The organism is Bradyrhizobium sp. ERR14, assembly GCF_014198235.1.
Classification (GTDB): Bacteria; Pseudomonadota; Alphaproteobacteria; order Rhizobiales; family Xanthobacteraceae; genus Bradyrhizobium.
Genome location: NZ_JACIHD010000002.1, coordinates 1 through 21,791, shown reverse-complemented (window position 1 = coordinate 21,791; position 21,791 = coordinate 1). Strand labels below are relative to the sequence as shown.

Below are 21,791 nucleotides of genomic sequence, written 5' to 3'. Positions count from 1 at the left end.
GGGTGCACCGGTTCTGCCGAGCGATCAACGTTCACGCCTTCGTCAGCCTGTACTGCCGCAGATCGGGATCATGGGTCATGCGCCAATAGTCCACGAACCGCCACGGCATCGCCGAAAACACCCGACCACTCGAATTGCGATAGTAGGTGCTCATGCCAGGGTGCGTCCAGATCATCGCTTCGTGCTCGACATCGACCTTACGGACGTAGTCGTCGAGCACGTCCTGGCGGACGTCGATGGCAGCGACGTCGTGCTCGATCATTTCGGCGAGGCAGGCGGCGATGTAGCGGCTCTGGCATTCCGACTGGAAGATGACGCTGCCGCCATGCGCCGGGCCGGAGTTGGGGCCGAGCATGCAGAAGAAGTTGGGGAAATCGGGCACGGTGAGGCCGAGGAACGCGGTCGGATTGTCGTTGGCCCAGGCTTGGCGCAAATCCTTGCCGTTGCGGCCGCTGATGTTGAGGCGGGCGGCCATTTCCGTCACCTTGAAACCGGTTGCGACCACGATGACGTCGGCAGGGCGGTGATTGCCATCGGCGGTTACGATGCCGCGCTGGTCGAAATGGTCGATTGCGTCGGTGACGAGCTCCACGTTCGGCCGCGTCAACGTCTTGAACCAGTTGTTGTCGAGCAGGATGCGCTTGCCGTAGGGCGGATAGGTCGGCACGCATTTCTCGATCAGGTCCGGCCGGCCCTGCAATTCCGACAGGATGAAATCGGTCAGCTCCTGGCGGTGCCGGTCGTTGCCCTTGTTGACGGCACGCTCGGGATGCGGCCAGGCCGGGTCCTTGCGCAGGAAAGGCAAGAGGCCGTCGCCATAGCGCCAGAACATGTTAAAGCGGTACCATTGCACGTAGAAAGGCAGATGCGCCAACAGCCAGCGCGCACCCTCGCTGATCGGATCGGCATAGCCCTTCACCGGCCGCGCCCATTGCGCGCTGCGCTGATAGACGGTGACCGAGGCGACGCGGCCGGCGATCGACGGCACCAGCTGCATCGACGTCGCGCCGGTGCCGATCACGGCGACATGCTTGCCGTCGATGTTGATGTCATCGGACCACAGCGCCGAATGCAGGATCGTTCCCGTGAACTTGTCCTCGCCCTCGAAGTGTGCACGGGAGGGATCGTTGAGCTGGCCGATGGCCGAGACCAGCGCGGTGGATTCGAAGGTCTCTTCGCCGCTCTCGGTCTTGAGCGTCGAGATCCAGCGCCTTTTGCCTTCGTCCCAGCGCGACGAGGTCAGCTCGGTTTTGATGCGCAGGTGCTCGCGGATGCCGTATTCGTCGGCGACCTTCTGAAGATAGCCGAGCAGTTCCTCGCGCTGGCAGAAGTAGCGGGTCCATGCATTCCCGGAGCCGAAGGAATAAGAATAGGAATGGTTCGGCGTATCGACGCCGCAGCCGGGATAGCGGTTGATCCACCAGGTGCCGCCAAGCTCGGCGTTCTTCTCGACGATAGTGTAGGGAATGCCGAGATGACCGAGCGCCACGCCGAGCGCAATGGCGCAGACGCCGGCACCGACGATCAGCACGTGCTGCTCCGCGAGCTTGTCGCTCGATGGCTGCTTGGTCCAACGCGCCTCGCGCGCAACAAACCCCATCTCCTCGCGCATCAGCGGGGCGTATTCCGGCGCGACATTCTCGCCGAGGCAGCCGCGCATCATCTTCAGCAGCAGCTCGTCGCCGGGATCAGTGATGACGGGCTTCGGCGTGCCATTGGCGAAGAGCTTCACCACCGCGGCGCGGATTTCGTCCTGGATTTCCTTGGGCACGCCTGCCTCGGGATCGGGAATGAGGCGGATGTCGCGCTTGGGCAAGTACGGCGCAGCGAGCCATTTCTCGTCGCCGGTCATATGCACCAGCACCATCAGGAGGCAGCGGATGTCGCCTTCTGCGATGGTCGAGGCAAGGTCGAGCGGCCTGTGCGGAGATTCGATGTTCATGGCGTGTCCTGGTCTCCGGAGCCGGTGAAGAGGCCGCGCGTCATTAGCTTGCGATAAGCGGAGATGACGTGCTCGGGCACAGCGGTGACGCCGCCGGCCGAGTAGGAGTAGCGGCGGCTGAGATAGCCGCGCGCACCCATCAGCATGTGGACGATCGCCTCGAACTCCTCGTCGCTGAAATCCGCGATGGCGCCGGCAAGGCGCGCACGGCGGAGGATGCGGACATAGGCGACCGAGATGTTGTCGAGATGTTTCTGGTAACCGATGGGTGCGAAGAATTCGGCCTCGTTGAGGATGCGCAAAAATTCCGGCACCTCGCGGATGAAGTCGAAGAAGGCGGCGAAACGCTCGATCTCCTGCCGCGCCGCATCCGCCGTGCCGGTGCGTACGCGGATGAACTCGACCATGTCGAGGCCGATCTTGGGCAGCAGCTGGTCGAGCAGCTCCTGGCGGTTCTCGAAATGATTGTAGAAGGTGCCCTGCGCGACGCCGGCCTGTTCGGTGATGCGGGCGACGGAGGCTTCGGCATAGCCATGCTTGCCGACGACCTTGGTGGCGGCCTCGAAGATCTTCTGCTTGGTCCAGGCGTTGCGCTCGATGCGGTTGAGCTTTGTGACTTTCGCGGTGGCTGGGCCTTGCGTCATGCCACGGTCTCCAGTTCGGCGCGCAGCACGCGCTTGAGAATTTTTCCAGATGGATTGCGCGGGAGGCTGTCGCGGATGATCAGCTCTTTCGGCACCTTGAAGCTCGCGAGCCGCGCGCGGCAATGCTCGGTGAGGGCAGGGAGCTCGAGCCTGGCGCCCTCGGTCAGCACGACGATCGCGACCGGCCGTTCACCCCAGCGTGCGTCGCGCAGGCCGATCACCGCGACCTCGCGCACCCCAGGCAATTCATAGATGACGCGCTCGACCTCGGAGGAGGCGATGTTCTCGCCGCCGGAGATGATCATGTCCTTCTTGCGGTCGGTCAGATACAGGAAGCCATCCTCATCGAGATAACCGACGTCGCCGCTGCGGAACCAGTCGCCGAAGAAGGCGGACGCCGTCTTGTCCGGATCCTTCCAGTAGCCGCGCGTGATCTTCGGTCCGCGCAGGCAGATCTCGCCGTTAACGTTCGCCGGCACGGCCTTGCCGTCCTCGTCGCGGATCTCGATCTCGACATGGGCAATCGCACGCCCGGTCGAGCCGATCTTCTCGATCTCGCGGCCGGCCTCCATGAAGGTGTCGCCGCCGACGGTTTCGGTGAGGCCATAGGCATCAATATAGCGCGCGTTGCGGAAATATTCGGCGAAGGCGCGGATGCGCAGCTCCGGCGTTTTCTCGCCGCCGCCGATGGCCCATTGCAGGCTGGAGACGTCGTAGCGCTCGCGCGTCGGGCAGGTGAGCATCGCGCTGGTCATCACAGGTGCGAACCAGGCTGCGTTGAGCTTGTCCTCGGCGATCGCTGCAAGCGCCGTCTCCGGCTCGAAATTGCGTTCGATGCGAATGAAGCCGCCGTGCCAGAGCACCGCGAGGCCGGGAAGGTCGAGCGCGCCGACGTGATAGAGTGGGCCGACGACGAGAAGGCGGGTCTCGGCGCTGAGGCCGAGCGCGATCGTCTGGTCGGCGGACTTCCAGTAGAAATTATCGTAAGACAGCATCACGCCCTTGGGGCGGTCGGTCGTGCCCGAGGTATACATCAGCCGCATCAGGTCCGATGGTGCGCGGACATGCATCGGCGCGGGCAGCGCATCGCCAGCAAGACGCGCAAGGCTCTGCTGCGCGGCCTCGTCGAGCACGACAACCTCTGTGCCCGCGGCATTCGCAGCCAATTCCTCGTCGACGATCAGAAGCCGTGCGCCGGCATTGCCGGTGATGTAGCCGACCTCGTCGCGGGAGAGGCGGAAGTTGATCGGCAAGAACACCGCGCCGAGATGGCTGGTGGCGAAGACGAGCTCCAGGAAAGCCGCACTGTTCTTCATCAGCACGGTCACGACATCGCCGGCGCCGATGCCCTGCGCGGCCAGCCAGCCCGCCACCGTTCGGACACGCGCATCGAACGCCGCGTAGGAAATCTCCTCGCCGCGATATTTCAGCGCGGGCCGGTCCGGCGTGCGCCGGGCATGAAAGGCGATGAAACTCGAAAGATTGATCATTTGCGGACTTTTGGGCCGTTTGTCGGCCGCACTTCCTCCTACAATGAATTCTGACTCGTAATTCATCTTCGGCTTGACGTCACCCCCCACCCTCTGAAATCCTCCGGAATACGGAGACGACACGATCTCCGACAGGGATTTGAAACGCCGACCCGACAGAGGGAGGGAAAAATGACGAGGACCCGCACGCCGGGCATCAGCCGCCGTTCAACGTTGGCGCTGATGGGCGCCGGTGCGATGAGTGTTGCCGCGCCTTGGGTGGCGCGTGCGCAAGCCAAGACCATCAAGATCGGTATGCCGACGATCCTGTCGGGCCGCGTGGCCCAGCTCGGCACGTCCTCGCGCAATGCGGTGATGCTCGAGGTCGAGAAGGTCAACGTCGCCGGCGGCCTGGCCGGCCGGCAGATCGAGATGGTGATCCGCGATTCCAAGGGCCAGCCGCAGGAAGCCGCCCGCGTCGCGCGCGAGCTCGTGAATACCGATGGCTGTGAGCTGCTGATCGACGCCGAAGCCTCGTCTGGCGCCTTCGCGGTGCATGAGGTTGCACGCGATCTCGGCGTGTTCTGCATCCACACCAATTCGGAAACTTCGTCGCTGACTGCGGACCCGAAGCAGCACATTCCCAATGCCTTCCGCACTGCGCGACAGGGCGTGCACGATTCCATCATCGGCGGCAGCTATGCCGCGGCGATCGCCAAGACCAAGGGTCTGAAGAAATGGGCGACCTGCTCGCCCGATTATGCTTATGGCCGCGACACAACGGCGGAGTTCACGCTGTACCTGAAGCGCTTCGCGCCCGAAGTCGAGATCATCAGCGAGTCCTGGCCCAAGCTGTTCCAGCCCGACTACACCGAGGTGGTGACGAAGATCCTGCAGGCCAAACCCCAGGCGCTTTATTCCTGCCTGTGGGGCGGCGATCTCACCTCCTATATCGATCAGGCCAACATCTACGCGATGTTCGGCCAGATGGAGGTGTTCGCGGTCAACATGGCCGACTACACCGCGCTCACTGTCGTGAAGAACCTGCCCAAGGGCATCCACTCCGGCAACCGCTACATCAAGACCTTCCCGACCACGCCGGAGAATGCCGCCTGGGGCGACGCCTACAAGGCGAAGTACAACGAATATCCGACCAACTGGTCATGGGAGAACGCCACCGCCATCATGTTGATGGCCGAAGCTTCGAAGAAGGCGAACTCGGCCGACGGCAAGAAGATCGCGGAGGCGCTGAAGGGCCTCACCATCAAGTGCCCGTTCGGCGCCGACGGCACCGTGACGATGCGCGGCGACGATCACACGCTGGTCGGCTACGCCATCGGCTGGGGCACCACGATCCCGCAGGAGCCCTATGTACCGGAGGTCAAGGCCGGCGATTGGAAGACGATCTTCGAGCTCGAAGCCGAGTGGAAGAAGAGCAAGGGCTACACCTGATCTGATGCGCGGCGGAGGCGGGCGACCGTCTTCGCCGTTTCGTTTGAGTTTTCGCGCCGTGTCAGGCGCCCGATAATGAAAGTGCTCTCGTGGATCTCGACGCGCTTGCCGGCTGCCTCTCCAGTTCCGCCTGCCTGGTGACGCAAACCACCAGCGGCCTCATCATCGGCATGCTGCTGTTCCTGGTCGCGGTTGGGCTGACGCTGATCTTCGGCGTGCTCAAGGTGGTCAATTTCAGCCACGGCGCCTTCTACATGTTCGGCGCCTACTTCGCGATGACCGCCTATCAGATCACCGGCAGTTTCGCGCTGGCGATGCTGGCGGGCGCTGCCGGCACCGCTATTCTCGGCCTGATCTTCGAGCGCGTCTTCATGAGCCGCGTCTATGGCGCCGACGTCTTGATGCAGCTCCTCGTCTGCTACGCCTTCGTGCTGATTTTCGACGATGTCGTGCGCCTGATCTGGGGGCCGGAATTCAAGTCGATGGGCATGCCGTCCGCGTTCCAGGTGATGCCGCTGTTCATCGCCGGAGGCGTGGTGCCGCCTTATTACCTGCTGCTGATCGGTGTCGCGCTGGTCGCAGCGATCGTGCTCGGCATCGGGCTGTCGCGCAGCCGGATCGGCAAGGTGATCCGCGCCGCCGCGCAGAATCCCGGCATGGTGTCCGCGCTCGGCATCAACACCGGCCTGATCTATGGCGGCGTGTTCGCGCTCGGCGGCATGCTGGCGGGGCTCGCGGGTGCACTCGCCGCACCGGTGCGCTCGCTGACGCCCGGCATGGGATTCTCGGTGCTGATCGAATCCTTCATCGTCACCGTGATCGGCGGCATGGGCTCGATCCTGGGCGCCCTGATCGGCGCGCTGCTGCTCGGCCTGATCCGCTCGTTCGGCTCGCTCGGCTTTCCCCTGTTCACCGAAGGCCTGATGTATCTGTTCATGGTGATCGTGCTGGTCTCGAAACCCACCGGCCTGTTCGGCAAGGAGGCGGCATGACCGAGCTGGAGGCCGGACGTGCGCAAGGGCTGGCACCCGTGCGCGGTGGTTCGGTGCTGCAACGTTATCGCGACGTCCTGATCGCGCTGATCGCCTTTGCCGTGCTGGCGAGCTTGCCGCTGTTGACGGGCAGCAAGGCGCTGCTCGATTTCGTCATCCGCTGCTCCGCCTACGGGCTGTTCGCGACCTCACTCAACCTACTGGTCGGCTACACCGGCCTGACCTCGTTCGGCCATGGCATGTTCTTCGGCCTTGGCGCCTACAGTTTCGGCCTGATCATGCAGAAGCTCGGCGTGCCCGTTCCGGTCGCCTTCGTGGCGACGCTGGCGATCACGGCGCTCGTCGCGGCCGTCATCGGCGCCATCTGCGTGCGGCTCAAGGAGATCTATTTCGCCTTCGTCACGCTCGCCTTCCAGATGCTGATCCACTCGACCATCCTGTCCTGGGCTTCCTTCACCGGCGGCGACCAAGGCCTGCGCGGCGGCATTCCGCGACCGGTCTTTCTCGGCATCGATCTGGCCAACCACGTCCATCTCTACATCGCCAGTTGCGCGCTGTTGATCCTCGGACTGCTCGGAATGCGCCAGATCGCGCAATCGCCGTTCGGCTACACGTTGCGGATGATCCGCGACAATGCCGCGCGCGCGAGCTTTCTCGGCATCGACGTCTGGCGCGCCAAGCTCACCGTGTTCGTGCTGGCAGCGCTGTTCGCGGCGATGGGCGGCATGGTGATGGCGCTGTTCGTTTCCGGCGCCTATCCGGAATTCGCCTATTGGACCATCTCGGGTGAAGGCATCTTCATCAACATGCTCGGCGGTGTCTCAACCTTCCTCGGGCCGATGGTCGGCACCGTGCTCTTGCTGCTGCTCAACGACACCGTGACGCGGTTCACCGAGTACCATGGCATCGTGCTCGGCGTTGTCATCCTGTTCTTCGCGCTGGGCCTGCGCAAAGGCTTGCTGGATTTCGTCGCGGAATGGTTTTCGCAGCGGCGCGACGCAGGCGAGGGCCGCTAGCGATGCTGGAGATCCGCAACCTCGCAAAGTCCTTTGGCGGCGTGAAGGCAACCAACGACGTCTCGCTCGATTTCCCCGACGGTTCGCTTACCGCGGTGATCGGTCCGAACGGCGCCGGCAAGAGCACGTTCTTCAATTTGATCACCGGCGCGTTGAAGCCTGACACCGGCCAGGTGCTGCTCGACGGCGTCGATCTCGCCGGCCGCTCGCCGCCGGAGATCGTCCGGCACGGCATCGGCCGCGCCTTCCAGGTTGCGAGCATCTTCAAGTCGCTGACGGTGCACGAAACAATGCTCGCTGCGGTCAGTGCCGACCAGCGCAGCTCGGCGGTGCTGCACAAGCGCTTTCCGTTGGCGGAGACGCGCGACCGCGCCGAGCACGTGATGGAGCTGCTCGGCCTTGCGGGCAAACGCCATCGCACCGCCGCGACACTGTCGCATGGCGATCAGAAGCTGCTCGATATTGCCCTTGCGCTGGTGCTCGAACCAAAAGTGCTGCTGCTGGACGAGCCCACCGCCGGGATGGGGCCGGAAGAGCGTTGGCGCATGATCGACAAGGTGCGCGAGCTCTGGGAGACCCAGAAGATCACCGTCGTCTTCATCGAGCACGACATGGACATCGTGTTCAAGATCGCGCCTAAAATCGTCGTGCTCTGCTATGGCCGCATTCTTGCGACCGGCACGCCCGAGGAGATCCGCAACAACAGCGCCGTGATCGAGGCCTATCTTGGCACCGAGCATGCGGGAGCGACCGCATGAGTTCTGTCGTCATCGAAGTCGTCGATCTCGACGTCTATTACGGCACCAGCCAGATCCTGTTCGGCGTCGGCCTCTCGGTGCGGCAGGGCGAGACCATGGCGCTGCTGGGCCGCAACGGCGCCGGCAAGTCCACGACCATGAAGGCGATCATGGGGCTGGCGCCGCCGCGGCGCGGCAGGGTGAGCCTCCGCGGCTCGGTGATCTCCGGCTGGAAGCCGCACCATATCGCGCGTGCCGGCCTCGGCTTCGTGTCGGAGGACCGCCAGATCTTTCCGGAGCACACCGTCGAGGACAATCTCGTGATCGGAAAGAAGAGGGGGCCGGAGGGCCAGGACGAATGGCCGATCAAGCGCATCTATGAGGTGTTCCCGCTGCTGGAGCCGCTGCGCCATCGCATTGCCGGCCGTCTTTCGGGCGGCGAGCAGCAGATGCTGGCCATCGCGCGCACGCTGATGGGCAATCCGGCGCTGTTGCTGCTGGACGAGCCGAGCGAGGGGCTCGCGCCAATCATCGTGCAGCGGATCGGCGAGCTGTTGCGGCAGCTTCGAAGCATCGGATCGACCGTGCTGATCGCCGAGCAGAACATGCATTTCTGCCTGGGGCTCGCGAGCCACGCCACGATCATCGACAAGGGCCAGATCGTCTACGCCGCCGGAATCGACGAGCTGAAAGCCAATGAGGCGATCCGCCGGCGTTATCTGGCCCTTTGAGCCGGGCGGGCGGTGCCCGAATAGGCCCGAAGAAGAAAACGGTTGTCCGGGGTCATTCCGGCGGAAGGAGTTTCCCCGCGGGGGACCAAAAAAGCCAATCGCTTCCATTGCTGTTTGGGGTCGAAAAGACGACATTTCAGCCACGAATTGATGGATTGGCCTGCTATGGAACGCACTGGATTTGAGCCCTTCGGCGAGCAATTGGTGTCCGCAACGGATGCCCAGCCGAAGTCGCGCGCGTCAAAGCTCCTGTTGCGGGTCGGCACCGGCCTGTTCTGGTCGCTCGTGGCCGGAATTGTGCTCGCGCGTGCAGCGTTCTTCGAACCCGGCGTCTACGACGGGTTCAGCCGTGTGGCCTCGCTCGCCAAGAGCCTGATCTTCTGAGGCCGTTTATTCCGGGTTGAGGACAGAACTTCCCTCGGCCCTGATATGTCGAAAACTTATTCCCCATTGAGCTGGCGCTGCGTATAAATCTTTCTCCCCTGGGAGAGATTTGTGTCGCAGAATCAAGCATCCAGCCCGGCCGATGCCAAGCCGGCCACCGCCGCGAGCCGTATTTTCGCGCTGATTCCAGGCATCCTCCTCTGTATCGCCGTCGCCGGTGTCTCGGCCCTGCTAGAAAGGGCTGAGCTCGGGGTGTTCGAGCATCCCTATGTCGAGGCGCTGGTGATGGCGATCCTGCTCGGGATGGCCCTGCGCAGCTTCTGGAAACCCGCGCCGCGCTGGCAGGCCGGCATCGCCTTCAGCGCAAAACAGCTGCTCGAAGTCGCGGTCATGCTGCTGGGCGCCTCGATCAGCTTCGCCGCTATCGCGGCTTCCGGCGTCGCGCTGCTGGCGTCGATCGCAGCCGTCGTGGTGATTGCACTCTGCGTGTCCTTTGGCATCAGCCGGATGCTGGGCCTGTCGACGCGGCTGTCGATCCTGATCGCCTGCGGCAACTCGATCTGCGGCAATTCGGCGATCGCCGCCGTGGCGCCGATTATCGGCGCCAACAATGACGAGATCGCATCCTCGATCTCCTTCACCGCGATCCTTGGCGTGATGATGGTGCTCGGCCTGCCGCTGCTGATTCCGCTGTTGCAATTGTCTGCCACGCAATACGGCATCCTCGCCGGCCTCACGGTCTATGCGGTGCCGCAGGTGCTGGCCGCGACGGTCCCGGCCGGGCTCGTCTCGACGCAGATCGGCACGCTCGTGAAGCTGATGCGTGTGCTGATGCTCGGGCCGGTCGTCGTCGGCCTGTCGCTGGTTGCCTCGCGCTGGCAGAGCGATGCCAAGAAGACCAGCGTCGGCTTCTTCCGCCTCGTGCCCTGGTTCATCCTCGGCTTTCTGGCGCTGGCGACCTTGCGTTCCCTCGAGATCGTGCCGGGGACGGTGGTTGGGCCGGTGACCAAGATCACGAGTTTTCTCACTGTGGTGTCGATGGCGGCCCTCGGACTCGGCGTCGACGTGCGCGTGCTCGCCAATGTCGGCGGGCGGGTGACGGCCGCGGTGACGCTGTCGCTGATGCTGCTGCTCGGCATCAGCATCACACTGGTGCATTGGTTCAAGTGAGGGGCGCGCTCTCTGGACTTCCCCCGCCAGACGTTTATTGCTCTTCGCCAATATGATCGGCTGCGGCTGATCCGAGAAACAGTGAGGGCGCGGCCATGACGATATTGACGGTGAAAGACCTTCTCCCCGAGGACGGAACACGCGGCACACTCGCCGGCCGCGTCTGGCTGCCGCAGGCGAACGGTCCGGCCGTGGTCGCCGTCCGTGGCGATGGCGTGTTCGACGTCACCGCAAGATTTCCGACCATCAGCGCGCTCTGCGAAGAGGACAACCCAGCCAAGGCGCTGAGCCTGACCAAGGGCGAGCGCATCGGCGATCTCGACGCCATCGTGGCCAACACGGCGCCGGACCAGCGCGATCGCCAAAAGCCGTGGCTGCTTGCGCCCGTGGACCTGCAGACGCTGAAAGCTGCTGGCGTGACTTTCGCCATCTCGATGCTGGAGCGCGTGATTGAGGAGCGGGCGAAGGGCAATCCCGCCTCGGCCGAAGCGATCCGCAAGGAGGTGACGCGGCTGATCGGCGACGATTTGTCAAAGCTCAAGCCGGGCTCCGACCAGGCGATGCATCTGAAGCAGGTGCTGATCGATCAGAACGCCTGGAGCCAATATCTCGAGGTTGGCATCGGTCCCGATGCCGAAGTCTTCACCAAGGCGCCGACCATGTCCTCGGTCGGCACCGGCATGGATGCCGGCCTGCATCCGAAATCGACCTGGAACAACCCGGAGCCGGAGCTCGTGCTGTTCGTGTCGAGCCGCGGCAAGATCGTCGGCGGCGCACTCGGCAACGACGTGAATCTGCGCGACTTCGAAGGACGCTCCGCGCTGCTGCTGTCGAAGGCCAAGGACAACAACGCCTCCTGCGCGATCGGACCGCTGCTGCGCCTGTTCGACGACAGCTTTACGCTCGACGATGCGCGCAAGCTCGACATCAGCCTGAACGTGAAGGGAGCGGACGGCTTCATTCTCGACGGCCATTCCTCGATCAGCAAGATCAGCCGTGATCCGACCGATCTGGTCGAGCAGACCATCGGCAAGGTGCATCAATACCCTGATGGCTTCGTGCTGTTCCTCGGCACGATGTTCGCGCCGGTCAAGGATCGCGATGCGCCGGGGCAGGGCTTCACCCACAAGCGCGACGACATCGTCACGATCGCAGCGCCGCAACTCGGCAATCTCGTCAACCGGATGCGCACCAGCGACGAGTGCGAGCCCTGGACCTTCGGCATTGGTGCGCTGATGAAGAACCTGGCGCAGCGGAAGCTGATTTAGCGCTTCACGTCTCGCAGCTGACCTCCCAAGCGAACGTCTATGGGGCCGTCATGCCCGGGCTTGTCCCGGGCATCGACGTTCTTCGTCATGCGAGATGAGCGTGGATGGCCGGGGACAAGTGTTTAGCCCGGCCATGACGGTGTCCGCGGCTGGACCCAACCACAAAACCTTCTTCATCTTCCCGTTGCATCGGCGGAACAAAATCGCGCTTGGCGTGTCTTAGAACCGCTTGCCGCCGCTCGGGCGCGTTTTCCTTCAAATAGTCAAATAATATGACTAGTCGGAACCCATCTTCCGTGAAATAGTCCCTCCCGCCGCCTCAAAGGCCGGCCTGCGGGTGCCATGCTACCAATCGGCGCCCCGGATAACATCTTGGGAGACTCGCCTGATGATCCTCAAAGCCCTCTTTGCGGCCAGCGCCACGGCCGCCTTGCTGCTCGCGCTGCCCGCGAATGCCGCCGAGCTCACCATCGGCTTCTCGCAGATCGGATCGGAATCCGGCTGGCGCGCCGCCGAGACGTCGGTCTCCAAGCAGGAGGCCGCCAAGCGCAAAGTCAATCTCAAGATCGCCGACGCGCAGCAGAAGCAGGAGAACCAGATCAAGGCGATCCGCTCCTTCATCGCGCAGAACGTCGATGCGATCTTTCTTGCGCCCGTGGTCTCGACCGGCTGGGACTCGGTGCTGAAGGAGGCCAAGGAAGCCAAGATCCCGGTCGTGCTGCTCGACCGCGACATCGATCCCTCCGGCAAGGAGCTCTATCTCACCGCCGTAACCTCGGACAGCGTGCATGAGGGCGAGGTCGCCGGCGACTGGCTGGCCAAGACGGTCGGCGCCAAGGCCTGCAACATCGTCGAGCTGCAGGGCACGGTCGGCGCCAGCGTCGCCACCAACCGCAAGAAAGGCTTCGACACCGCCATCGCCAAGCACGCGAACCTAAAGGTGGTGCGCAGCCAGACCGGCGACTTCACCCGCGCCAAGGGCAAGGAGGTAATGGAAAGCTTCATCAAGGCCGAAGGCGGCGGCAAGAACATCTGCGCGGTCTACGCCCACAACGACGACATGATGGTGGGCGCGATTCAGGCGATGAAGGAAGCCGGCCTCAAGCCTGGCAAGGACATCCTCACCGTTTCGATCGACGCGGTCCCCGATATCTTCAAGGCGATGGTTGCCGGCGAAGCGAACGCCACGGTGGAGTTGACGCCGAACATGGCGGGCCCGGCGCTCGATGCCGTCGCAGCCTTCAAGGGCAAGGGCACGGTTCCGCCGAAGTGGATCCAGACCGAGTCCAAGCTCTATACCGCCGCCGACGATCCGCAGAAGATCTACGACAGCAAGAAGGGCCTCGGTTACTGAGGGGGGCTCCGCGCCGGACCGCCTCCAGTGGTCCGGCGATCCCCCTTCGAAACCGCTGCACGAACGGCTAGGCTGGGTGTCCGCTTCAATGGCGGGCACCCGTGGGAGTGAATTTGCCATGCAGAACAGCCCCGATCCTGCTCTGCCCCTTCTTGAGGTGCGCGGGATCAGCAAAAGCTTTGGCGCTGTGCGCGCGCTGCAGGAGGTCGACTTCACGCTGCGCGCCGGCGAGATCCATGCGCTGCTCGGCGAGAACGGCGCCGGCAAGTCCACGCTGATCAAGGTCGTCACCGGCGTATTCCCGCGTGATGCCGGCATCGTCAGGATCGGCGGTGAAGAGGTCGCGCCGCGCTCGGCCAAGGCAGCGCTGGCAGCGGGCATTGCCACCGTCTACCAGGAAGTCAACCTGCTGCCGAACCTGTCGGTGGCGCAGAACCTGTTCCTCGATCGCCAGCCGATGCGCTTCGGCATCGTGCGCGAGGGCGAGATGCGCCGCCGCGCCAAGGCGCTGCTTGCGGAGTTTGGCCTCGACATCGACGTTGCCGCGCCGCTCAGCAGCTATTCGGTCGCTGTGCAGCACGTCACCGCGATCGCCCGCGCCGTCGATCTCTCCGCGCGCGTGCTGATCCTGGACGAGCCCACCGCAAGCCTCGACCGCCACGAGGTCGAGATCCTGTTCGGCATCATGCGCCAGCTTGCCAAGCGCGGCATCGGCATCGTCTTCGTCAGTCATTTTCTCGATCAGGTCTATGAGATCTCCGATCGCATCACGGTGCTGCGTAACGGCCGCCTCGTTGGGGAGCGCGAGACCGCCTCGCTGCCCCGGCTCGAGCTGATCCGGCTGATGCTCGGCCGCGAATTGGCCGAAACCACCGGCGCGCGCGCATCAGTGGGCGAGCACAAGGTGCGCGAGGTCTGCGCGAGTTTCGAGAATTACGGCAAGGCCGGCTATGTCGCGCCGTTCAATCTCGAGCTGCGCCATGGCGAGGTCGTCGGTCTCGCCGGCCTCCTCGGCTCGGGCCGGACCGAGACGGCGCGGCTGGTGTTCGGCGCCGAGCGCGCCGATGGCGGGAAGGCGAGGGTGGAGGGTGCGCCGGTGCGGCTGCAGTCGCCCCGCGACGGCGTCCGCCACGGCTTTGGCTATTGCCCGGAGGAGCGCAAGACCGACGGCATCGTCGCCGAGCTCACCGTGCGCGAGAACATCGTGCTCGCGCTCCAGGCCAAGCGCGGCCTGCATCGGCCGCTGTCGCGCCGCGAGCAGGACGAGATCGCGCGCCGCTACGTCAAGATGCTCGACATCCGCCCGCCCGATCCGGAGCGCCCCGTGGGCCTGCTCTCCGGCGGCAACCAGCAAAAGGTGTTGCTGGCGCGTTGGCTCGCGACCTCGCCGCGGCTTCTCGTGCTGGACGAGCCGACCCGCGGCATCGATGTCGGCGCGCATGCCGAAATCATCCGCCTGATCCGCGAGCTCTGCGACGACGGGCTTTCGCTGCTCGTGATCTCCTCCGAGCTCGACGAGATCGTGACCTATTCGGACCGCGTCGTCGTGCTGCGCGACCGCGCCCATATCGAGGAGCTCGCGGGCGAGGCGATCGACGTCGGCAACATTCTCGCCGCCATTGCTGCCGATAGCGTCGCTGTTGCGCTTGAGGCCCACACATGACAGCGCTGCTGCCGCGCCGCGGCCTTGCCCAGATCCTGGCGCTGATCGTCATCCTCGCGGTCGATCGCGTGGTGTCGCCGCAATTCTTCGACCTGCGCCTGCAGGACGGCCGGCTGTTCGGCAGCCTGATCGACGTGCTCAACCGCGGCACGCCGGTGGCGCTGCTCTCGCTCGGCATGGTGCTGGTGATCGCGACGCGTGGCATCGATCTCTCGGTCGGCGCCGTCATGGCGATCTGCGGCGCGATCGCAGCGAGCCTCGCCGACACTCACAGTCTGGCCGTCGTGCTGGCGGCAGCACTCGGCGCGGGCTTGATTTGCGGCCTGTGGAACGGCTTCCTCGTCGCGGTGCTCGGCATGCAGCCGATCGTGGCGACGTTGATTTTGATGGTGGCGGGACGCGGCATCGCCCAGCTCATCACCGAGGGACGCATCGTGACGTTCTCCTCGCCGGATCTGGTCTGGCTCGGAAATGGCTCGGTGCTCGGCCTGCCGGTACCGGTGGTGATTGCCCTGGGCATGCTCATCCTGACCGGCGCGGTGGTGCGGGGCTCCGCGCTCGGCCTCCTGATCGAGGCGACCGGCGGCAATGCGCGCGCGAGCGAGCTTGCCGGTGTCGGCACCCGTGCGATGATCCTGTCGGTCTATGTCTGGTGCGGCGTCTGCGCCGCGCTGGCCGGCGTGATCGCGGCGGCCGACATCATGGGAGCGGACGCGAACAATGCCGGCCTCTGGCTCGAGCTCGATGCCATTCTGGCCGTGGTGATCGGCGGCACCTCGTTGTTCGGCGGCCGCTTCAGGCTCTTGCTGGCCGTCCTCGGTGCGCTGATTATCCAGACCATGAACACCGGCATCCTTTTGTCCGGCTATCCGCCGGAGTTCAACCTGCTGGTCAAGGCGGTGGTGGTGCTCACGGTGCTGTTGCTGCAATCGCCCAAGCTGACCGGATTTGCCGGCATCGCCGCGCGGTTGCGGAGGACGAAAGCATGAGAGGTCTGCCGCCCGCCCTCATCACGGCGATCGTGCTGGTCGCGGGCTTCGCCGCCTGCGCGGTGCAGTTTCCCAACATCGCATCGACCCGCGTCGTCGGCAATCTGCTCACCGACAACGCTTTCCTCGGCATCGTCGCGGCCGGCATGACCTTCGTCATCATCTCCGGCGGCATCGATCTCTCGGTCGGCTCGGTGATCGGCTTCACCACCGTCTTTGTTGCGCTCGCGATCGAGCGGTGGGGCATGCCGCCGCTGGTTGCTTTCGTCGCCGTCCTCGCACTCTCGGCGGCCTTCGGTGCGGCGATGGGCGCGGTGATCCATGTCTTTGATTTGCCACCCTTCATCGTGACGCTCGCCGGCATGTTCCTGGCGCGCGGAGCGAGCTTCCTGCTCTCCACCGAATCCATACCGATCACCGCGCCGATCTATTCCACCGTGTCGGACTTCGCCTTGCGATTGCCGGGTGGCGGGCGATTGACGGCGATTGCGATCATCATGCTCGCGATCGTGATCGGCGGAGCCTTGCTGCTGCATCTCACCCGGTTCGGCGCCAATGTCTATGCGCTCGGCGGCAGCCGGACGACAGCGAGCCTGATGGGGGTTGCGGTCGGCAAGATGACGGTGAAGATCTATATGCTGTCGGGCCTGCTCGCAGGCATCGCCGGCATCGTCTTCTCGTTCTACACCAGCGCCGGCTATTCGCTTTCCGCCGTCGGCGTCGAGCTCGACACCATCGCGGCCGTCGTGATCGGCGGCACGCTGCTCACGGGCGGGCAGGGCTCGGTGATCGGTACTTTCCTCGGCGTGCTGATCCAGGGTCTGATCCAGACCTACATCAATTTCGACGGCACGCTGTCGAGTTGGTGGACCAAGATCGCGACCGGCATATTGCTGTTCGCCTTCATTGCTTTGCAGCAGGGACTGGTCGCGCTCGCGCGCCGGCCGCTGGCGAAGAGCGCAGGAGCCGCCACATGACATCGCGCATCGTCGTCATCCCGACGCGGCGGGCTCACTCCAACCATGCGGAGGTCGCCCGCTCGATCGGCGTCGACATCATCGCCGGCCGCTACGCGGAAGGGACGCGCCTGCCTGGTGATGCCGAGATGATCGCGATGTTCGGCGTGTCGCGGCCGGTGCTGCGGGAGAGCGTGAAGACCCTGGTCGCCAAGGGCCTGCTGACCACCAAGGCGCGCGTCGGCACCGTCGTGCGCGAACGCGCCGCCTGGAACATGTTCGACGCCGACGTGCTGGCCTGGCATCTGGACGCCGGTATCGACAAGCGTTTCCTCAATGACCTCGCCGAGATCCGTCTCGCGGTCGAGCCGCGCGCGGCCATGCTGGCGGCCAAGCAGCGGTCGGAGGAGGATCTGGCCGAACTTCGGCGCAGCATGGAGCGCATGCGGCTCGAAGCGTCCGATTCGGTCGGCTTTGCCGATGCCGACCTCGCACTTCACGTCGCCGTGGCGCGCGCCTCCGGCAACCTGTTCATGCGCTCGATCGGCCACGTCATCGAGGCCGCGCTTCGCGCCTCGTTCCTGCTGAGCGCGCCGGTCGAATTGGAGGACCGCGACACGGTGCTGCTCTGGCACCAGAAGATCGTCGATGCGATTGCGGCCGGCGATGCGGAGGCCGCCTCTGAGGCGATGATTTTCGTCATTCACAACGGCATGCATCGCCATGAGGGCACGGTCATCGAGACGGCACCGGCCTCCGTGGAATCTGGAGAGGGATCGTGACGGAACTCCGCATCGCCATCGTCGGCTTCGGCAAGATCGCGCGCGACCAGCATGTGGGCGCAATCGCCGCCGTGCCGGGCGCGACGCTGGCGGCGATTGCCAGCCGTAACGCCTCGCTGCCAGAACTGCCGCATTTCGCCACCATCGAGGAGCTGCTGGAGAAAGGGCCGCCGATCGATGCGGTCTCGCTCTGCACGCCGCCGCAGGTGCGTCGCGCGCAGGCTGCCGCGGCGCTCGCCGCCGGCAAGCATGTCATGCTGGAGAAGCCGCCGGGTATCGGTGTCGCCGAGCTCGATCCGCTGATCGCGATGGCGGCGGAGGCAAAGCTAACGCTGTTTGCGACCTGGCATTCACGCCATGCGCCGGCGGTCGAGCCCGCGCGGCAATGGCTCACTGAGCGTCGCATCAAGTCGGTGCACATCAGCTGGAAGGAAGATGTCCGCGTCTGGCATCCCGGGCAGGGCTGGATCTGGGAGCCGGGCGGCCTCGGCGTGTTCGACCCCGGCATCAACGCGCTGTCGATCCTGACCAGGATCCTGCCGAAACCCGTGTTCGTCACCGCGGCTGAGCTGGCGTTTCCCGCCAATTGCCAGGCACCGATTGCGGCGAACCTGACGCTGACCGACATCGATGGCCTTGCTGTCACCGCCGAGTTCGATTTCCGCCAGACCGGACCGCAGAGCTGGGATATCGTCGTCGAAACGGACCAGGGCCGGATGACTTTGTCCAGCGGTGGCGCGCGGATGGAGGTCGACGGCAAGGTGCTTGCCGAGGCGCCCGATGAGGAATATCGCGGACTCTACCGGCGCTTCGTCGAGCTCGCGGCGACCGGCGCAAGCGACGTCGATCTGACGCCGCTTCGCCTCGTCGCCGACGCCTTCCTGCTCGGTAGGCGCACCGTGGTCGAACCGTTTGTGGATTAGACATGGCCGCATCAAAAATCACAAAAGACATCTTCGGAACACTGCCTGACGGCCGCGAAGTCGAGCGCATCGTGCTGCGCGGCGAGGGCGGCTTCGAGGCGCGGATCATCACCCACGGCGCGGTGATCCAGGCGCTGATTGCGCCGGATGCGAAGGGCGGTCACGACGATGTCGTGCTCGGCCATGATGCGTTCGCCGGCTATCTCGCGGAGCGAAAGTTCCTTGGGGCGACCGTCGGCCGCTATGCCAACCGTATCGCCAACGGACAGTTCTCGCTCGACGGTGAAACGGTACAGCTCCCGGTCAACAACGGCCCGAATGCGCTGCACGGCGGCCTCGACGGTTTTGATCGCAAGCTCTGGCAGATTGCGGAGATCGACGACGGCGCCGCGCCCGGGGTGACGCTCACTTACACAAGTCCGCATGGCGAGGAGAATTATCCCGGCCAGCTCGATGTCCGCCTGACCTATCGCGTCACCGGCCCGACCGAATTGTCGTTGAGCATGGAGGCGCGGACCGACCGTCCCACCATCGTCAACCTCACCAACCACAGCTTCTTCAATCTGGAAGGCGCGACGTCAGGCACGCCCATTCTCGATCACAGGCTGACGGTCGCCGCCGAGCATTTCCTCGCCATCGACCCCACCGCCATTCCGCTGCCTGGACCGCCTCGCGCGGTGGCGGGAACGCCGTTCGACTTCCGTGAGCCTCGACCCGTGGGAGAACGTATCCGGCAAGGCGATGAGCAATTGCGCAACGGCAGGGGCTACGACCACACCTACTGCCTTGCGCGCGACGGCAAGCTTGCGCTCGCGGCGCGGCTGGAGGCACCGCGCGCGGGGCGCGTCATGGAGCTGTTCACCGACCAACCCGGCCTGCAAGTCTATTCCGGCAACTATCTCGACGGCACGATTTCGGGGAAGGGCCGCAAGCTGATCCGGCAATCGGATGCCATGTGCCTGGAGCCGCACATCTGGCCTGACGCGCCGAACCGGCCGGATTTCCCGAGCCCGCGCCTCGATCCCGGCGGAGTTTATCGGCATCACACGGTCTATCGCTTCGGTGTGAGGGCGTCATGATGGAACAGGTGCCGACATCAGTTCTCTCGGACGATCCCTGTCATCTCGGCGAGGGCCCGACCTATGACGTGGCCACAGACACCGCCTGGTGGTTCGACATTCGCGAGGGACGGCTGTTCGAGGCGCAACTCGACAGCGGCAGCATTCGCGTCCACGCGCTCGGCCGGATGGCGAGCGCGCTCGGGCGCATCGATGCCGAGCGGCAATTGATCGTCGCCGAGGATGGGCTTTACATCCGCAAGGTCGCCGACGGTGCGATGACGCTGTTCCTTCCGCTCGAAGCGGACAAGCCCGCCACGCGCTCCAATGATTGCCGCGTGCACCAGTCCGGCACGTTCTGGATCGGCACCATGGGCAAGAAGGCTGAGCCGAAGGCAGGGGCGATCTATGCGCTGCATCGCGGCAAGATCTCCACGCTGTTTCCCGGCATCAGCATCCCCAATTCGATCTGCTTCTCGCCGGACGGCGCCATTGGCTATTTCACCGACACCGTACGCGCCGTGCTCTACGCAGTCCCGCTTAATCCCGCGACCGGCCTGCCGCGCGGCGAGCCGGAGGTGCTGCTGCGACACACCGGTATCGGCGGCCTCGATGGGTCAGTGTGCGATGCCGACGGAAACATCTGGAATGCCTGCTGGGGCGCGAGCCGGATCGATGTCTATTCTCCGCAAGGCGAGCGTCTGCGCTCGCTGAGCGTGCCGGCAAAGCAGGCAAGCTGCCCGGCTTTCGTCGGCCCCGATCTGTCGCGCCTCCTCGTCACGTCAGCGTGGCAGGATATGGACGCGGCGGCGCGTGCCGCCGATCCGCAAGCCGGTTGCACTTTTCTATTGGAGCCATCCGCGCGCGGTCGCGCGGAGCCCGACGTCAAGCTCGCATAGGAGACCAGAGGCAGTCCACGACGACGACGTTCTCGACGACATCAAGAAACAGTCTGACACCCAAGGGAGTGAAAACATGCTGAAACTGAAGACGACATTCCTCGCACTGGCGTTGGCCGGCGCTGCGACGATGGCCACAGGCCTCACCGCCTCCGCCCAGGACAAGGCGACCGTCGGCATCGCGATGCCGACCAAATCGTCGGCGCGCTGGATCGACGACGGCAACAACATGGTCAAGGTGCTGAAGGAGCGGGGTTACAACACCGACCTGCAATATGCCGAGGATGACATCCCGAACCAGCTCTCGCAGGTCGAGAACATGGTGACCAAGGGCGCGAAAGCGCTGGTGATCGCTGCAATCGACGGCACCACGCTGTCCGACGTGCTCAAGCAAGCCAAGGCGAAGGGCATCACCGTGATCGCCTATGACCGCCTGATCCGCGGCACGCCGAACGTCGACTATTACGCGACCTTCGACAATTTCCAGGTCGGCGTGCTCCAGGCGCAGTCGATCGAGCAGGGGCTCGGGCTGAAGGACGGCAAAGGCCCGTTCAACATCGAGCTGTTCGGCGGCTCCCCCGACGACAACAACGCCTACTTCTTTTATAACGGCGCGATGAGCGTGCTGAAGCCCTATATCGACAGCGGCAAGCTCGTCGTCGGCTCGGGCCAGATGGGTATGGACAAGGTCGCGACGCTCCGCTGGGACGGCGCCACCGCCCAGGCCCGCATGGACAATCTGCTCAGCGCCTACTACGGCAACAAGAAGATCAACGCCGTGCTCTCGCCCTATGACGGCATCTCGATCGGCATCATCTCCTCACTGAAAGGCGTCGGCTACGGCAGCGCCGATCAGCCGATGCCGATCATTTCGGGTCAGGACGCCGAGGTGCCCTCGATCAAGGCGATGCTGCGCGGCGACCAATATTCGACCATCTTCAAGGATACCCGCGACCTCGCCAAGGTGACCGCCGACATGGTCGACGCCGCGCTTGCCGGCAAGCAGGTCACGGTCAACGACACCAAGACCTACGAGAACGGCGTCAAGACCGTGCCGTCCTACCTGCTCAAGCCGGTCGTGGTCTACAAGGACAATTGGGAGAAGGTGCTGGTCGACAGCGGCTACTACAAGAAGGCGCAGTTCCAGTAATACTCTTTCCTTCCCCTCTCCCCGCTTGCGGGGAGAGGGTTAGGGTGAGGGGGAGCCTCCGCGAGCGAGGTGGCAGTGGGACTCGCGGAGAGGGGGGGGGGGGGGGGGGGGGGGGGGGGGGGGGGCGGGGGGGGGGGGGGGGGGGGGGGGGGGGGGGCGCGCAGACAACCCCGCACGACACTCAACCAAAGAGAAACACGAAAAAAAAAAAA

General features: G+C 64.6%; 20 protein-coding genes. 17 read left to right on the top strand and 3 right to left on the bottom strand.

Going from position 1 to position 21,791, the window contains the following annotated elements:
* Positions 1–31: 31 nt before the first annotated feature.
* From GGD62_RS06465 to GGD62_RS06455, 3 genes are read right to left on the bottom strand one after another with little or no spacing between them, the layout of a single operon-like run.
* On the bottom strand, positions 32–1,942 hold the full coding sequence (locus GGD62_RS06465) for an NAD(P)/FAD-dependent oxidoreductase (protein WP_183707657.1): 1,911 nt from the start codon (positions 1,940–1,942) through the stop codon (positions 32–34).
* Positions 1,939–2,586, bottom strand: coding sequence for a TetR/AcrR family transcriptional regulator (locus GGD62_RS06460; protein WP_018315891.1), 648 nt, complete (start codon positions 2,584–2,586; stop codon positions 1,939–1,941). The genes GGD62_RS06465 and GGD62_RS06460 overlap by 4 nt, the downstream gene beginning before the upstream one ends.
* Positions 2,583–4,076 carry an AMP-binding protein gene (locus tag GGD62_RS06455; protein WP_183707654.1) on the bottom strand — a complete coding sequence of 498 codons (1,494 nt, stop codon included), beginning with the start codon at positions 4,074–4,076 and terminating at the stop codon, positions 2,583–2,585. The genes GGD62_RS06460 and GGD62_RS06455 overlap by 4 nt, the downstream gene beginning before the upstream one ends.
* Before the next feature lie 171 nt (positions 4,077–4,247).
* Between GGD62_RS06455 and GGD62_RS06450 the strand changes: the two genes are divergently transcribed.
* The 17 genes from GGD62_RS06450 (at position 4,248) to chvE (ending at position 21,579) form a co-directional block, all read left to right on the top strand.
* The gene (locus tag GGD62_RS06450; protein ID WP_183707652.1) at positions 4,248–5,507 is read left to right on the top strand and encodes an ABC transporter substrate-binding protein; all 1,260 of its coding nucleotides are present in this window, start codon (positions 4,248–4,250) and stop codon (positions 5,505–5,507) included.
* Between the two features lie 89 nt (positions 5,508–5,596).
* On the top strand, positions 5,597–6,499 hold the full coding sequence (locus GGD62_RS06445; RefSeq protein ID WP_183707650.1) for a branched-chain amino acid ABC transporter permease: 903 nt from the start codon (positions 5,597–5,599) through the stop codon (positions 6,497–6,499).
* A complete protein-coding gene (locus GGD62_RS06440; RefSeq protein WP_018315895.1) occupies positions 6,496–7,515 on the top strand; it encodes a branched-chain amino acid ABC transporter permease in 1,020 nt (339 codons plus the stop codon). Before GGD62_RS06445 ends, GGD62_RS06440 begins: the two co-directional genes overlap by 4 nt.
* Positions 7,516–7,517: 2 nt before the next feature.
* Positions 7,518–8,273: an ABC transporter ATP-binding protein gene (locus GGD62_RS06435; protein WP_183707648.1), complete on the top strand. Its 756-nt coding sequence runs from the start codon at positions 7,518–7,520 to the stop codon at positions 8,271–8,273.
* Entirely contained in the window at positions 8,270–8,983 is a 714-nt protein-coding gene (locus GGD62_RS06430; RefSeq protein ID WP_183707646.1) for an ABC transporter ATP-binding protein, read from the top strand. The genes GGD62_RS06435 and GGD62_RS06430 overlap by 4 nt, the downstream gene beginning before the upstream one ends.
* A 165-nt stretch (positions 8,984–9,148) precedes the next feature.
* Positions 9,149–9,367, top strand: a complete 219-nt coding sequence (locus GGD62_RS06425; protein WP_018315898.1) for a hypothetical protein — start codon at positions 9,149–9,151, stop codon at positions 9,365–9,367.
* A gap of 111 nt (positions 9,368–9,478) precedes the next feature.
* Entirely contained in the window at positions 9,479–10,537 is a 1,059-nt protein-coding gene (locus GGD62_RS06420) for a putative sulfate exporter family transporter (RefSeq protein WP_183707644.1), read from the top strand.
* A 95-nt stretch (positions 10,538–10,632) separates the two neighbouring features.
* Positions 10,633–11,805 (top strand): fumarylacetoacetate hydrolase family protein, encoded by a 1,173-nt coding sequence (locus GGD62_RS06415; RefSeq protein ID WP_179737505.1) that lies wholly within the window; start codon positions 10,633–10,635, stop codon positions 11,803–11,805.
* A 388-nt stretch (positions 11,806–12,193) separates the two neighbouring features.
* Positions 12,194–13,159, top strand: a complete 966-nt coding sequence (gene ytfQ / locus GGD62_RS06410; RefSeq protein ID WP_018315902.1) for a galactofuranose ABC transporter, galactofuranose-binding protein YtfQ — start codon at positions 12,194–12,196, stop codon at positions 13,157–13,159.
* Positions 13,160–13,277: 118 nt separating this feature from the next.
* Positions 13,278–14,822: a sugar ABC transporter ATP-binding protein gene (locus tag GGD62_RS06405; protein WP_183707642.1), complete on the top strand. Its 1,545-nt coding sequence runs from the start codon at positions 13,278–13,280 to the stop codon at positions 14,820–14,822.
* Positions 14,819–15,811 (top strand): ABC transporter permease, encoded by a 993-nt coding sequence (locus GGD62_RS06400; protein WP_183707640.1) that lies wholly within the window; start codon positions 14,819–14,821, stop codon positions 15,809–15,811. The genes GGD62_RS06405 and GGD62_RS06400 overlap by 4 nt, the downstream gene beginning before the upstream one ends.
* The gene (gene yjfF, locus GGD62_RS06395) at positions 15,808–16,788 is read left to right on the top strand and encodes a galactofuranose ABC transporter, permease protein YjfF (protein ID WP_183230962.1); all 981 of its coding nucleotides are present in this window, start codon (positions 15,808–15,810) and stop codon (positions 16,786–16,788) included. The genes GGD62_RS06400 and yjfF overlap by 4 nt, the downstream gene beginning before the upstream one ends.
* The gene (locus GGD62_RS06390; protein WP_018315906.1) at positions 16,785–17,549 is read left to right on the top strand and encodes a FadR/GntR family transcriptional regulator; all 765 of its coding nucleotides are present in this window, start codon (positions 16,785–16,787) and stop codon (positions 17,547–17,549) included. Before yjfF ends, GGD62_RS06390 begins: the two co-directional genes overlap by 4 nt.
* Positions 17,546–18,472, top strand: coding sequence for a Gfo/Idh/MocA family protein (locus tag GGD62_RS06385; RefSeq protein WP_183707638.1), 927 nt, complete (start codon positions 17,546–17,548; stop codon positions 18,470–18,472). The genes GGD62_RS06390 and GGD62_RS06385 overlap by 4 nt, the downstream gene beginning before the upstream one ends.
* Positions 18,473–18,474: 2 nt before the next feature.
* Positions 18,475–19,551, top strand: coding sequence for an aldose epimerase family protein (locus tag GGD62_RS06380; RefSeq protein ID WP_183707636.1), 1,077 nt, complete (start codon positions 18,475–18,477; stop codon positions 19,549–19,551).
* Positions 19,551–20,429, top strand: a complete 879-nt coding sequence (locus GGD62_RS06375; protein WP_183708228.1) for an SMP-30/gluconolactonase/LRE family protein — start codon at positions 19,551–19,553, stop codon at positions 20,427–20,429. The genes GGD62_RS06380 and GGD62_RS06375 overlap by 1 nt, the downstream gene beginning before the upstream one ends.
* A gap of 76 nt (positions 20,430–20,505) precedes the next feature.
* Positions 20,506–21,579 (top strand): multiple monosaccharide ABC transporter substrate-binding protein, encoded by a 1,074-nt coding sequence (gene chvE, locus GGD62_RS06370; protein ID WP_018315910.1) that lies wholly within the window; start codon positions 20,506–20,508, stop codon positions 21,577–21,579.
* The last annotated feature ends 212 nt before the right edge of the window (positions 21,580–21,791 follow it).